This window comes from Pseudomonas sp. GW821-FHT03C07, from assembly GCF_059420925.1.
On the sequence record NZ_JBWKUQ010000002.1, the window covers coordinates 383957 to 397850 of the forward strand.

11 protein-coding genes are annotated in these 13894 nt (G+C 59.5%); 5 read left to right on the forward strand and 6 right to left on the reverse strand.

Translation table 11 applies throughout. The annotated features are described in order from the left end of the window. Window positions 1-64 precede the first annotated feature (64 nt). On the reverse strand, window positions 65-1189 hold the full coding sequence (locus AC07VG_RS04995; protein ID WP_495020653.1) for an OpgC family protein: 1125 nt from the start codon (window positions 1187-1189) through the stop codon (window positions 65-67). A 425-nt stretch (window positions 1190-1614) separates the two neighbouring features. On the opposite strand from AC07VG_RS04995, the gene AC07VG_RS05000 reads away from it, so the two are divergent. The 3 genes from AC07VG_RS05000 to AC07VG_RS05010 are packed head-to-tail and all read left to right on the forward strand — an operon-like array spanning window position 1615 to window position 4521. Then, the gene (locus AC07VG_RS05000) at window positions 1615-1995 is read left to right on the forward strand and encodes a GtrA family protein (protein ID WP_495000773.1); all 381 of its coding nucleotides are present in this window, start codon (window positions 1615-1617) and stop codon (window positions 1993-1995) included. Next, window positions 1992-2963 (forward strand): glycosyltransferase family 2 protein, encoded by a 972-nt coding sequence (locus tag AC07VG_RS05005; protein WP_495020601.1) that lies wholly within the window; start codon window positions 1992-1994, stop codon window positions 2961-2963. Before AC07VG_RS05000 ends, AC07VG_RS05005 begins: the two co-directional genes overlap by 4 nt. Then, window positions 2956-4521 carry a glycosyltransferase family 39 protein gene (locus AC07VG_RS05010; protein WP_495000775.1) on the forward strand — a complete coding sequence of 522 codons (1566 nt, stop codon included), beginning with the start codon at window positions 2956-2958 and terminating at the stop codon, window positions 4519-4521. The genes AC07VG_RS05005 and AC07VG_RS05010 overlap by 8 nt, the downstream gene beginning before the upstream one ends. 32 nt (window positions 4522-4553) lie before the next feature. Here AC07VG_RS05010 and AC07VG_RS05015 read toward each other — a convergent pair whose 3' ends face one another. Then, on the reverse strand, window positions 4554-6173 hold the full coding sequence (locus AC07VG_RS05015) for an FMN-binding glutamate synthase family protein (protein ID WP_495020602.1): 1620 nt from the start codon (window positions 6171-6173) through the stop codon (window positions 4554-4556). A gap of 32 nt (window positions 6174-6205) precedes the next feature. Beyond that, a complete protein-coding gene (locus tag AC07VG_RS05020) occupies window positions 6206-7006 on the reverse strand; it encodes a helix-turn-helix transcriptional regulator (RefSeq protein WP_495000777.1) in 801 nt (266 codons plus the stop codon). Window positions 7007-7158: 152 nt separating this feature from the next. On the opposite strand from AC07VG_RS05020, the gene AC07VG_RS05025 reads away from it, so the two are divergent. Next, window positions 7159-7974 carry a carbon-nitrogen hydrolase family protein gene (locus AC07VG_RS05025; protein ID WP_495000778.1) on the forward strand — a complete coding sequence of 272 codons (816 nt, stop codon included), beginning with the start codon at window positions 7159-7161 and terminating at the stop codon, window positions 7972-7974. 177 nt (window positions 7975-8151) lie between these two features. Continuing rightward, window positions 8152-9477, forward strand: coding sequence for an APC family permease (locus AC07VG_RS05030; protein ID WP_495000779.1), 1326 nt, complete (start codon window positions 8152-8154; stop codon window positions 9475-9477). 191 nt (window positions 9478-9668) lie between these two features. Here AC07VG_RS05030 and AC07VG_RS05035 read toward each other — a convergent pair whose 3' ends face one another. The 3 genes from AC07VG_RS05035 to AC07VG_RS05045 are packed head-to-tail and all read right to left on the reverse strand — an operon-like array spanning window position 9669 to window position 13863. Further along, window positions 9669-11075 carry an ATP-binding protein gene (locus AC07VG_RS05035; protein ID WP_495000780.1) on the reverse strand — a complete coding sequence of 469 codons (1407 nt, stop codon included), beginning with the start codon at window positions 11073-11075 and terminating at the stop codon, window positions 9669-9671. Window positions 11076-11077: 2 nt separating this feature from the next. Beyond that, window positions 11078-12892 (reverse strand): DAHL domain-containing sensor histidine kinase, encoded by a 1815-nt coding sequence (locus AC07VG_RS05040; protein WP_495020603.1) that lies wholly within the window; start codon window positions 12890-12892, stop codon window positions 11078-11080. After that, window positions 12889-13863 (reverse strand): cytochrome-c peroxidase, encoded by a 975-nt coding sequence (locus tag AC07VG_RS05045; RefSeq protein WP_495020604.1) that lies wholly within the window; start codon window positions 13861-13863, stop codon window positions 12889-12891. Before AC07VG_RS05045 ends, AC07VG_RS05040 begins: the two co-directional genes overlap by 4 nt. Window positions 13864-13894 lie beyond the last annotated feature (31 nt).

Here is a 13894-nt window from a genome sequence, read left to right on the forward strand (position 1 = left end):
GAAGCTTAGACGCTGCTTGGGGGCGGGGAAAAATATGTGAAGTGAGTCAGGCTACGTGGGGCAATCAGGTGGTCATCACTTGCACCGGCTGGCCCAGGCGCTTGTTGAGGTCCAGCCAGCTCGCCAGCGCCGCCATCAACGCCACCCCCAGCAGCGCGCTGAACACCTGCACCGGCAAGCCATCCCCGGCCTGGGCATTGAGCATGTCCGCCAGCGGTGCCAGCAGCACGCCGAAGCAGAACACTTCCAGCGAATAACGGCCCATCCGGCAGCTTTGCCGGGCCAGCCAATGATCCAGCCAGCGGCCATTGGGTAACAGCTTCGCCAGCACATAGGCCAGTGCCAGGAAATGCAGCAAGCGTGCTGGCGACAGGTTGGTCTTGCTGATCGGGTAAAGCCATTCGCCCAACAGCTTGGGCATGAAGGCGTCGTGCAACTGTGGCCATTTCCACGACAGGGCGATCACCGCGCAGACCAGCAAATAGACCGCACAGGTCACGAACAGCGGTTGGCGTGACAACGGGCGGAGTTCCGGGGGCTTTTTTCGCTGCCCATGAATGGCCGCCGCGCCGCCGAGCACGAACAACAATTGCCAGGCCATGGGGTTGAAGAACCATACGCCGCCCTCCTGGGCGGCCAGGTTCCACTGGAACCAGGGCGCCAGCAGGTACAGCAGCACGGACAGCCCGACCACGTATTCGGCCTTGCGCAGCAGCATTGGCAGGACCAGCGGCAGACCGAGCAGCAACAGAATATACAGCGGCAGGGGATCCATCAGGTTGGGTTTGAAGCGCAGTAGCAGTTCGTCCACCAGTGCCTGCTGCGGATGGCTAAGGAAATACTGCAAGCCCATTTCCTGCACCAGGTCGCGGGTTTCCACCTGGCTGTTGGCAAAGAACACGATGCCCATCAGCAACGCCAGCAGGAAGATATGCGCCACATAAAGCACCCAGGCCCGGCGCAGGATGCGCACGCTGGCGACCAGAAAGCCGTCGCGGCGGGCGATCTTGCCATAGGTCAGGATCGCCGCGTAGCCGGCGAGAAAGACAAAGATCTCCGCCGCATCGCTGAAACCGAAATTGCGCACGGTGAAATGGCCGAGCGGGTTCTGTGGCACGTGATCCCAGAAAATGAAGATCAGCGCCAACCCACGGAAAAAGTCGATGCGAAGGTCGCGTCCGTTGGATATCACGGGAAAACTCTTGGGCGAATGTTGAATAGGGCTGTTGTGGCTGTAAGAAATTGAACGCCGCACAGCGGCGGCGTGCAGGTTGGCGTGAGTGGGCGGGAATTGCAAAACTGGGGTATTACTGAATGTCACAGTTTTGTGCCGGGGTTTGCCTGCCACCGTTTGCCGAGGAGCGGATGACATAAGGCCTGAAATTCCGATCAGCGCTACCTTTCAGATAGCCGGCGCAGGGTTGAAAGGGCTCCATCGTTAGGGGTGGGATGGCAGGGTGACGGACTGGTCTATACTTGTGGTTTCTGACAGTAGACAGACCTGTTGGCGCGGCCTAGTGTTGAGATCTCACCACGCGGGTGTTTCGTTGTACGTGGAAGCGCCCCCCGGCCGGTATCGGGTGGGTATTTCTTTTCGGCTGCGGAATTCAGGACATGGCCGTGTGTGTGCTGCTCAAGCATTTTTCGACCTACGTTTATATCGGCGTTCTTAATACGTTGATTCACTGGGGTGTCTTCCTGACGCTGCACGCTGTCATGTCGGTTCGTCAGCTCGTCAGTAATGTCTGCGCTTTTGTCGTGGCAGCCACATTCTCTTTTTATGCCAACTCACGATATAACTTCAAGCGCGCGGCATCCTTGCCGCGCTATCTGTCCTTTACTGGCTTCATGGCGTGTTTGAGCTTTGCAATAGGCTGGCTTGGGGATCGGTTGGCCATGCCGGGTGTCGTGACCCTGGTCGTCTTTTCAGGTGTCAGTCTGGTCGTGGGTTATTTCTATGCCAGTTACGTGGTCTTTCGGGGGAGGGCAACGTGAAAATTTCTTTGGTTGTTCCGGTGTTCAATGAAGAACAAGCCATTGAGCTATTTTATCGAGCGGTCAGACAAGAGCCTGGATTACGTAATTACCTGCTCGAGATTATTTTTATCAATGACGGTAGTGCTGATAGTACGGAAGGGCTCGCTCGTGCATTGGCGTTGATTGATGAAGATGTGGTGGTGATCAATTTTTCTCGGAATTTTGGTAAGGAACCGGCCTTGTTTGCCGGTCTTGAGTTTTCCAGTGGTGATGCGGTCATTCCTATCGATGTCGACTTGCAGGACCCGATTGAGGTCATTCCAAGGTTGATTGCCGAATGGCAAAACGGAGCGGATGTGGTTCTGGCCAAGCGCCGAAGTCGTTCGGCGGACAGCTATCTGAAACGGAAGTTTGCGAGCATGTTTTATCACCTGCTGAATAGTATTGCGTATCCTCATATAGAAGAGAATGTGGGCGATTTTCGCCTGATGGATCGAAAAGTGGTGGATGTGATCAAGGTTTTGCCGGAGCAGCAGTTGTTCATGAAGGGGGTGCTGTCGTGGCCCGGTTTCACGGTCACCATTATTGAATACGATCGGGCGTCCCGTGCTGGTGGTCGGAGCAAGTTCAATGCCTGGAAATTATGGAATCTGGCGCTCGACGGGGTCACCTCGTTCAGTACCCTGCCGTTGCGCCTGTGGAGTTACATCGGCGGTGGGATTTCATTATTGGCGCTACTGTATGCCGGGTATATGGTGGTCGACAAACTGTTGTTTGGTAACGCCGTGCCGGGGTATCCATCGCTGATGACGGCCATCTTGTTTTTAGGTGGAGTGCAACTGGTCGGGATTGGGGTGTTGGGAGAGTATGTGGGACGGATTTATATGGAGGCCAAGCATCGGCCCAGGTATGTGGTAAAGGATATTGTTTCTACCCGGCGGGGGAAAGGACTGTCGTCGGTCCGGGAGTGGGGGCGTCATGAGTGACATCGAGTCAGCGGCGATGACGACCACGCGTTCACGCGCCATAGGGGGGTGGGTTGTCGCGATTGTCGGCTTGTCGATAGGAGTGCGTTTTTACTTGTTGACCAACGCCTCCATATGGTCCGACGAAGGTTTTAGCCTGGAGTTAATTACCTATCCGCTTGCTGATATCTGGACGCTAAGTGGGCGAGATGTGCATCCCCCGCTTTTTTATATACTCCTGCATGGGCTGGTCGCACTGACCGACAGCGAAGCGTTGATGTGGACAAGGGGTTTCAGCGCCTTGCTTGGCGTTGTAAACGTCGGGCTTGGTATCTGGCTGGTGCGGATGGTTTCAACACCGCGGGCAGCAATAACGGCCGGCTTGTTGCTGGCGTTATTACCTATCGCGGTTCGATACAGTCAGGATGTTCGCATGTATGCGCTGATGGGGGTCGAACTGACGGGCGCCACCATTGCGCTGGTGTACTGGGTGCTCAGGTCGCAAAAAAATGTCTATCTGGTTATTTATGCTTTATTGATGGTGAGCGGGTTTTATACACACTATTTTTCGATTTTTTGCGCACTTTCCCACTGGATATATCTGCTGTTGATCCGTCTGCCGGGTTATGGTGGGCATCGACAGATTGAGCGGCTCGAGTGGTGGTTGGCTAATTTGTTGATTTCGCTGCTTTATTTGCCATGGGTGTCGAACATTTTTACGCAGCTGGACACCTTCGGCGTGGGCTGGATTCGGCCAGTTTCAAGTTATAGCTTGCCATCGGCGATATGGAGATTTTTGATCGTTAACGATGGGCGTTATTATAATGTATTTGTTTATTGGCTGGTGCCGATCTTGTATCTGATGGCGGGGAGTGTCGTGCTGTGGAAGGATACCAGTCGATGTGCAGTGCAAACGCTGATTGTCATAGGCGGGTTTTTGACGATGGTTGTCGTTTTTTTATTTTCTTTCTATATTCCGGTATTTGTAGAGCGCTATTTATTTTTTTCCGCCGTGCTGATGCCAGCTGTTGTGGCTATAGCACTGGATAAATTACGGAGTAGGAGGGTGTTTGTCCTGATGGTGTGCGTGCTCTCGGCGTTGGAGGGTTTGGGCTTAAGTCATGTTTATAGTCAGCAACATACACTGAATAATCCTTATCAGGTGGCGGATAATAGAGTGGCTGAGTTGATGGCCTACTTTAATGCTCGGTCTGTTAGCGGCGATGTATTGGTCGCGAGTGATGCCTATCTGTTTTATGCTGGGCACTTTTATAATGATAGGGGGCGGGAGCTTTTGTTGTATTTTCCACCGTCAAAAGGTGATCGTTCAATGACTTCAGGTTTTTTTGCACCCATGATGAAGTATGGCAATGATACTTATGTTGAATCTCTCGATCGTGTTGAAACGGCAACAGGTCGAGTATGGTGGTTTGACTACTCCCATAAAAAACCGGGTGACGAGGTTGCTCTTCCCGGTCGCTGGCGTCAGATCAAGCAAATATTGATGGGCGATAATGTTCTGGGGTTGTATGAGATCTGCGGGAGCGTGCCAGGGGATAACCCTGCGATGTGTGAGTGAAGGCGCCTGGCTACCAGGCGCTTTTACTCTCTTTACGCGACCGCCACCTCAAGGGGCTCAAAACTATCCGCCCGCGCCATCTGCCACATGCGCGAATAGAACTCGCCATTGATCTCGCCGGTGAGCAACTCCCCTGGCTTGAGGAACACATGCAGTTGCGAAAACAGCTTGATCTCGGTCGCCGACATCCGCCGGACCAGATGCTTGGCCTCCAGCTGCGCCGGATGCTCCAGGCCCGCCGCCGCGAGCATTTCGGCCAGCGCCTTCAGGGTATTGCGGTGGAAGTTGAACACCCGCTGGGCTTTATCCGGCACCACCAGGGCGCGTTGACGCAGGGTATCCTGGGTCGCGACACCGGTCGGGCACTTGTTGGTATGGCAGCTCTGCGACTGGATGCAGCCGATGGCGAACATGAAGCCCCGCGCCGAGTTGGCCCAGTCGGCGCCGATGGCCAGCACGCTGGCGATGTCGAAGGCGCTGACGATCTTGCCGCTGGCACCGAGCTTGATCTTGTCTCGCAGGTTCAGACCCACCAGGGTGTTGTGGACGAACAGCAGGCCATCGCGCATCGGTACGCCGATATGGTCGGTAAACTCTACCGGCGCGGCGCCGGTGCCGCCTTCCTTGCCATCGACCACGATAAAGTCCGGGAGGATGCCGGTTTCCAGCATGGCCTTGGCAATGCCCATGAACTCCCACGGATGACCCAGGCAGAACTTGAAGCCCACCGGCTTGCCGCCAGACAGTTCACGCAGTTGAGCGATGAAGTGCATCATTTCCACCGGGGTGGAAAACGCGCTGTGCCGCGACGGCGATATGCAGTCTTCGCCCATCATGATGCCGCGGGTTTCAGCGATCTCCTGGGTCACCTTGTGCTTGGGCAGGATGCCGCCATGGCCGGGCTTGGCGCCCTGGCTCATCTTGATTTCGATCATCCGTACCTGCGGGGTCTGCGCCTGGGCGGCGAAACGTTCCGGGTCGAAGCGGCCGTCCGCGGTGCGGCAGCCGAAATAGCCGCTGCCCAATTCCCAGGTCAGGTCGCCGCCGTTCTCGCGGTGATAGGGGCTGATGCTGCCCTCGCCGGTGTCGTGGGCGAAGTTGCCGAGCTTGGCGCCCTGGTTCAGGGCGCGAATCGCGTTGGCGCTCAGGGAGCCGAAGCTCATGGCCGAGATGTTGAATACCGAGGCCGAGTACGGTTGCTTGCACTGCGGGCCGCCGACGATCACGCGGAAGCTGCTCGGATCGCTCAGCGGTGCGGGGCGCATGGAGTGGCCGATAAACTCGAAACCGCCCTGGTACACATCGATCAGAGTGCCGAAGGGCTTGTCGGCGCTTTCGTTCTTGGCCCGTGAATACACCAGCGAGCGCTGGGAACGGGAGAAGGGCAGGGCATCGCTGTCGGATTCCAGCAGGTACTGGCGGATCTCCGGGCGAATGCCTTCCACCAGATAACGGATATTGCCCAGGATCGGGTAGTTGCGGCGCACCGCGTGGGGACTTTGCAGCAGGTCGAACAGGCCCAGCAGGCTCAGGCAGCCGGTCAGCAGGGTGAACGGCCAGAGCCAGTCATGCGCCAGGAACGGCAGGCTGGCGAGGGTAAAGATCACACAACCGGCAAAGAAGGCGTAGCGGCTCAGCAGGGACAGGCTCATACGGTTTCCTTTGGTTCGGACTCGTCGGGAGGTCAGGCATTCTGCGCCTGGAGGAAAATCGAGAACAGCTCGGACTGGGATTTGATCCCCAATTTGCTGTACATGTGCTTTTTGTGGACCTTGACGGTCTCGATGGAAATCTCCAGCTTGCGGGCGATTTCCTTGCTCGAACAACCGCTGAGCATCAGCCGCCCGACATCCAGTTCGCGGGCGGTCAGTTGGGCACCCTTGAGCTGTTGCACCGAGGCTTCCAGTTGCGTGCGCCAGTCGCCTTGTCCGGCCGTGCTCGGTTGGGCCACGGCGTCGTCGATTTCATACGGCAGGCGTTGACGCAGCAGCGCCAGGACCCAGGGCTGGATCAGCGAAAGCAGGGCGATCTGTTCGGCGCTGAATGGCGTGGTGGAGCCCAGCGACAGGCACAGGGTGCGGTCACCGTCGAGCTGGCAGTTGAACTGGATTTCATCGGCCACCACGTTCAGGCGGAAGTAACGCTGGTAGTACTCGGTCAGCTCGAAATGCTCCGGTGCCACCTCCGGCAGGCGGTACAGGCCGGTGCGTTGCTGTTCGCGGCTGGCGATATAGAAGGGGTCGAGCAGGTACAGGCCGCGCAGGTAATCCTGGAACAACGTGTCGGGGCCGCCGTCCTCACCCGGGCATTCGGCGAACACTTGCGGGTGCCGGCCGTTGCTGAACAGCAGCACCACCCAGCTGTCGAAGGTCACGTACTGGTTGAGCAGGCGCACCAGTTGCGTCCAGAAATTCGGCCGGTCGAGGGCCTCGATCATTTGCCCCATCGCCCGGTGCCAGGCGATGTCGTCCAGGATCAGTGTCATTCGTCTACCCCTATCAGGTTACCCCGGCCGCGTAATTCCCACGGCCCTCCCCCGGTGCGCATACTGAGCCCACACACAATGGCCGGGCACTCATTCTGCCAGCTCGGCGCCGTCATTGAGCCTGGCCAGCTATCGAAAACAAGGAAAAACCCATGAAGGTCGAATTTGCCCAGCTTGCGGGCCGGGACAACGATACCGCCTACAACCTCGAGCGCGCACTGGCGGCCATCGCGGCCTGCGCCGCCGATACGCAGCTGATCGTGTTCCCGGAAACCCAGCTGATGGGCTTTCCGTCCGCCGAGACCGTGGCCGCTGTCGCCGAGCCGCTGGATGGCCCCAGCGTCCGGGCCGTGCAGCGGGCCGCCCGGGAACGCAACCTGGCGGTGGTGATCGGTGTGGCCGAGAACGCCGCCGGACAGTTCTATAACACCACGTTGTTGATCACCCCCGAAGGTATTGCCCTGCGTTATCGCAAGACCCATCTGTGGGCCTCGGATCGTGGCGTATTTACTCCCGGTGACCGCTACGTCACCGCCGAGTGGAACGGCATCCGCGTCGGTCTGCTGATCTGCTACGACATCGAGTTTCCGGAAACCGCCCGGGCCCTGGCGCAGTTGGGCGCCGAGTTGTTGATCGTCACCAACGGCAACATGGACCCCTATGGACCGACCCATCGCACCGCGATCATGGCCCGCGCCCAGGAAAACCAGGCGTTCGCGCTGATGGTCAACCGGGTCGGGGAGGGCGACGGCGGCTTGTTGTTCGCCGGGGGCAGTGCCCTGGTGGATCCGTTCGGCACCCTGCTGTTCGAAGCCGGGCGTGAAGACGGACAGTTCACGGCGGAGCTGGACCTGAGCCAGTTGGCGGCGGCACGGCGTGACTACCGCTATCTGGATGACCAGCGCCTGCGTTTGCCGGGCGAGGTGATCGAGCATGCCAACGGTGTGCGGGAGTTGTTGATTCCGTAGGCGCCGAGCTTGCTCGCGAAGCTTTTAGCGCCCTTGAGGGCCCCTTCGCGAGCAAGCTCGGCTCCTACAGGTTCCTGCTGTCCTCAAGGTTTTTCAAAACAAGAACTTCGTAGTACCGCTCCACCTTGCCGAACTCGGCTCTGCCATAAATCCAATAACATTCGGAGTAGTCGCCTCATGGCTCGTTTGCAACGTACCCTTTCGCTGGGGTCGGTGGTGCTGTTCGGCATCGCCTATATGACGCCGATCATTGTCCTCGGCACTTTCGGCATTCTTGCCCAGTCCACCGCCGGTATGGTTCCGGCCGCCTATCTCGTCGCGCTGGTGGCGATGTTCTTTACCGCCATGAGCTACGGGCGCATGGCCGCGGCCTTTCCGGTGGCCGGCTCGGCCTACAGCTATGTGCGCAAGGCCATCAGCCCGAAGCTGGGCTTTATCGCTGGCTGGGCGGTGTTGCTCGATTATCTGTTCCTGCCCATGGCGATCTGGCTGATCGGCGCGGCGTACCTCAATTCGGCGTTCCCCTCGGTGCCGCAAGCGGTCTGGGTGCTGGCCTTTATCGGCATCACCAGCGTGATCAATATCGTCGGCCTGCGCCTGGCCAACGGTATCAATGCGCTGCTGATGCTGGTGCAGTTCCTGGTGTTGGTGGCCTTTGTCGCCCTGGCGATCCACTACATCGGCGGTGACGCCAGCAAGCCGTTGTGGACCTTGTCGCCGTTTCTCAGCGGCGATATGCAGATGCCCTTGATCATGAGCGGCGCGGCGATTGCCTGCTATTCGTTCCTGGGCTTTGATGCGGTGAGTACCCTGACCGAAGAAACCCGCGACCCGCGCCGGACCATCCCGCGGGCGATCATGCTGATCACCCTGATCGGCGGTCTGATCTTTGTTGGGGTGTCGTACTTCGTGCAGCTGGCCCATCCGTCGTTCGTGTTCGATAACGTCGATTCGGCCGCCTATGAAATCGCCCGCAATATCGGCGGCGACCTGTTCGTGACGATCTTCCTGATCGGCCTGATCGTCGGTCAGTTCGCCTCGGGTCTGTCGGCCCAGGCCAGCGGTTCGCGCCTGCTGTATGCGATGGGTCGTGACGGGGTGTTGCCGAAGTCGTTCTTTGGCACCTTGCATGAGCGTTTCGGCACGCCGGTCAACAGCATCCTGCTCTGTGCGGTGGTGGCCTTGCTGGCACTGAAACTGGACGTGACCACCTCCACCTCGTTCATCAACTTCGGCGCGTTCCTGGCCTTCAGCCTGGTGAACCTGTCGGTGATTTTCCACTACTGGATCGGTGGCGAGAAACGTGGGCCCCGTGAGCTGCTGCTGTTCCTGGTGTGCCCGCTGATCGGCCTGGTGGCGGATCTGTGGTTGATGATCAGCCTCGATCACCTGGCGATTTACCTGGGCTTGAGCTGGCTGGCGGTCGGCTTGGTGTACCTGGGCTTCCTCACCGGCGGTTTCCGCAAACAACCGCCGGAGATGGATTTCCAGGAAGCGGTCTGATGCCCTTGGGTATTGCATCGACCAAACGGACGCCATCGCCGGCAAGCCAGCTCCTACAGGGTATGGGGTTCGACGATACGTTTCGGTGAAACACGGATTTGTGGGAGCCGGCTTGCCGGCGATGAGGACCTTGAGTCTTGCGTCGCCCCAGCGGACGTCATCGCTGGCAAGCCAGCTCCTGCAGGAGGTGGTCAGGCGGCCTTGTTCTGGCGGATCGGCAACTCGATCCTGAACGTGGTGCCCACCCCCAGTTCGCTGCGCACGCTGATCTGCCCGGCATGTTTCTGCACGATGCCATAGGACAGCGATAAGCCCAGGCCGGTGCCCTGGCCGATGGGTTTGGTGGTGAAGAACGGGTCGAAGATCTTCTGCACGGTCTCGGGCGCCATGCCCGAGCCGGTGTCGGCCACTTCCAGCCAGATCCGCTCACCGTGGGTGCCGCCACGCAGGGTGATGGTGCCGCGCTCCGGCCCCATGGCCTGGGCGGCGTTGACCACCAGGTTCATGATGACCTGGTTGATCTGCGACGCCAGGCACTCGATCTCCGGCAGTGCGGCGTAGTCCTTGACCACATCGGCCTTGTACTTGAGTTCGTTGGCGACAATGTTCAGGGTCGATTCGATGCCCTGTTGCAGGTTGCTCCATTGCCACTCCTGGTTCGAGTCGACCCGGGAGAAGTTCTTCAGGTCCTTGACGATCTGCCCGACCCGACCGATGCCTTCCTTGGACTCCTTGATCAGCAGCGGAATATCTTCCTCGAGGAAATCCAGCTCGACCCGTTCGCGCAGGTCCTTCAAGCGTGCGCGCAACTCGGGCGCGGCGATGCCTTCCTCGGCGCCCTGATAGGCCTGGAGCATTTCCAGCAGCTTGCCGAAATAGCCTTCCAGGGTTCCCAGGTTCGAGGAAATGAAGCCGATCGGGTTGTTGATCTCGTGGGCGACGCCGGCGGCCAGTTGGCCGAGGGAGGCGAGCTTTTCCGATTGAACGAGTTGCCCTTCCAGTTGCTTGCGTTCGTCGATCTCGTGCTGCAAGGCCAGACTGGTCTGCGTGAGCGCCTGGGTCCGTTGCTCGACCAACTCTTCCAGCCGGTGCATCTGCAGATTGGCGCGTTCGGTCATTTCCCATTTGTTGGTGAGGGTGTTGGCCAATTGCTGGACTTCGATATTGTCGAAAGGCTTTTTCAGGATCACCAAGCGGTCGTGGCCGTGCAGGCGTTCCAGCAACTCATCCCAGGAATAGTCGGTGTAGGCGGTGCAGACCACCACTTGCAGGTTGGGGTCGACTTGCCACAGGTGTTCGATGGTTTCGGCACCGTCCCAGCCCTGGGGCATGCGCATGTCGACGAAGGCCAGGGCGTAGGGCTCGCCGCGGGCCACCGCCTGCTCGATTTTTTGCAGGCCTTCCTGGCCCTGATAAGCGGAGTCGAGTTCGAACGGCAGGACGCGGCTGGTCTTGACTTCCTGGCCGAACAGCGCGGCTTCCATCAGGTCCAGATCCGGCGAATCGTCGGCCGCGGGGGTGAGAATCTTGCGAAAGTCGTCGTGGATCGACGGGGTGTCGTCGACCAGCAGGATACGGCGGTTACTGAGTGTGCTCATGTTCATAAAGCCCCCACGGCGGTTTTCAAGGGCAATTCGAGGGTAAAGACGGCGCCTTTTCCGGGGCCGTCGCTGTGGGCGGTCAGGTGCCCTTTCATTTCGATCGCGGCCAGGGCACAGCTGTGCAGGCCGAAGCCATGGCCGTCCTTGCGGGTAGTGAAGCCATGGGCAAAGATGCGGGTCATGTTTTCCGGAAGGATGCCTTCGCCGGCGTCCTTGACGCTGATGCGCAAGGTGCTGTCCTCGATCGCCTGGACCTGCAGGGTGATTTCGCGTGGACGGTCGGAGAGGCCGGCCATGGCCTGCTTGGCGTTGCTGATCAGGTTGATCAGGATCAGCAGCAAGCGGTGTTTGTCGGCCATCACCTGGGGCACCTCGTCGTATTGGCGGATCACGGTGACGTTGTGCCGGTTCAGGGCGCCGGAGTTCATGCGCAGGGCGTCTTCGAGCAAATCGCGGATGTGCAGCGGTTCTTCGATGCTCGAAACACCCGCATAGGATTGCTGGGTCGAGACGATGTCCTTGATATGGTCGACGCTCTTGCTCAACTGGGTCAGTTCGTCGCTCATGCTCTGTTGTTCCGCGGCAATGGCCTCGACCAGTTGGTTGAGGTACCCGGGCAACAGCTTGCCACGTTCGTCACCAGTAATGAACTCGCCGAGATCGTGCTTGTGTTCGTTGAGCATCGTCACGGCCCTGGCCAGGCCCTGGGTTTTGCTGGCGCGCAGCTTGCGCGCCACCAGGTCGGCGGAGATATTCACGCTGTTGAGCACATTGCCGACGTTGTGCAGCACGTTGGTGGCGATCTCGGCCATACCGGCCAGGCGCGCGCTTTCCATCAGTTCGCTCTGGGCATCGCGCAGTTCGCGGGTGCGCCGTTCCACCCGTTGTTCCAGGTGCGTGTTGGCCGCCTGCAGGGCCCGGTTGACCCGGTTGATCTCGGCGTAGCTGCGTATCAGGCGGCTGGCCAGGTACACCAGCAAGACCAGGAGCAGGCCCGAGAAAATCAACAGGTACAAATGGTGGCGCTGTTCGAGGTGGTCGGCCTGTTGCTGATCCTGGTTCAGTTGGTCGGTGATGGCGTCCAGGCTTTCGGAGAGCGGTACCGCGTCGATCTCTTCAATCAGTGAGTTGACCCGGGGTTGTTCGCGCAGAATCAGGTTGACGTGGTTGAGCAGGATCTGCACCGGCTCCTTGAAGGCGGGCGGCAGGCGCTGGGTGTCGGTCAGCACCTGATTGAGCCCCAGTTCGATGCTGTGGGCGCGTTCTTCGGTGGTGGTCTGGGCGAACTCCAGGGTACTGAGCAGCAGGTCGTAGATGTCGCTGGAGGCGTCCTGGAGCATCAGTTTGTCCTGATCCTCCAATGCGTTGAGCTGGTGCTGGATATCGTCTTCGGCGGTCGGCAGGAAAGCCAGGGAGTTGCGCAGTACCGCGTTGCGGGATTTGAACTGTTCCACCAGGCGCGATTTTTCCTCGAGCGTCTGGGCCAGGGTTTCCCGGCGGTCCCTCCAGGCGTCGGCGGCCCGGTGAGCCTGGTCGGGTTCGATGGGGGTGAAGGTCTGCAGGAGCTGGCGCATTTCCTGTGGGGGCTTGACCAGCGGGTCGTAATTGCGCGTCACCGCGATCCTGGACTTGAGGATTTCGGCGTCCCACCGGGCATCCAGCTGTTTGACCCGGTTGATCAGGTCACGGGCGTGGGCATAATCCAGGGTTACGTCGGCGGCGGCCATGAGGTACAGAAATACCAGCACTGCCGTGAGCAGGACGGCCAGGCGCGGCAGGAGCACCCGGTTCAGGACATTGTTGGTGGCCGTCATAGTGGTTTGCCTCCCAACTCACCGGTCAGGGTTTTGAGAAACAACACGATCAGGCGGACGTCCTCGGCGGAGGGGACGCGCCCCAGTTGATAGGTGAACATGACGTGGACGGCGTCTTCCAGGGTCTTGGCCGAGGCGTCGTGGAAGTACGGCGCGGTGAGCGCGACATTGCGCAGGCTGGGGACCTTGAACACGTAGCGGTCCTCTTCGGCCCTGGTGGCCAGGTAGCGCCCGAGGTCGGCCTCGGTGGGATTGCCCCGGGCCGCGAAGTAGTCGCCCATCACGCCGAACTTCTGGAACATGTTGCCGCCGACATTGACCCCTTGGTGGCAGGCGATGCAGCCGTAGTCCTTGAAGCGCTGGTAGCCGTATTTTTCGTCGAGGCTCAGGATATCGGTGTTGCCCTTGAGGTACTGGTCGAAGCGCGAGTTGGGCGTCAGCAGGCTGCGCTCGTAGCTGGCCAGGGCGTTCTGCACGTTGGCGATGGTCACGCCGTCGGTATAGGCCTCGCGGAAGGCCGCCTGGTAAGTCGGCGCCTGGTTGAGGGTATCGACCACGTGGGGCCAGTTGTTGCCCATTTCTGTCGGGCTTTTCACCACACCCTCGATCTGCGCCTCCAGGGTCTCGGCGCGACCGTTCCAGAACTGCTTGAAGTTCAGCGCCGCGTTGAGCACGGTCGGGGTGTTGATCCCCAGGGTTTCCCCGTGGAAGCCGATGGAGAAGGGCTTATCGTCGCCGCCACCGTGCTCCAGATGATGGCAACTGGAGCAGGACGTGGTGTTGTTGATCGACAGTTGCTTTTCATTGAACAGCTGGCGACCCAGCTCCACCTTGCGCGGATCCTGCTGCGGAGCGTCCGGCAACGGCTTGAGCGGCTCGTCCAGGGGCGCGGCGAACAGCGGCGTGGCGAGGAGTATCCCGCCGCAGGCGAGCGATCTCGCCAGCAACGACAGCAGTGCGCGAGACGTCATGAGCATGTCCTTGGCAAAAGAGGCGAGTTCA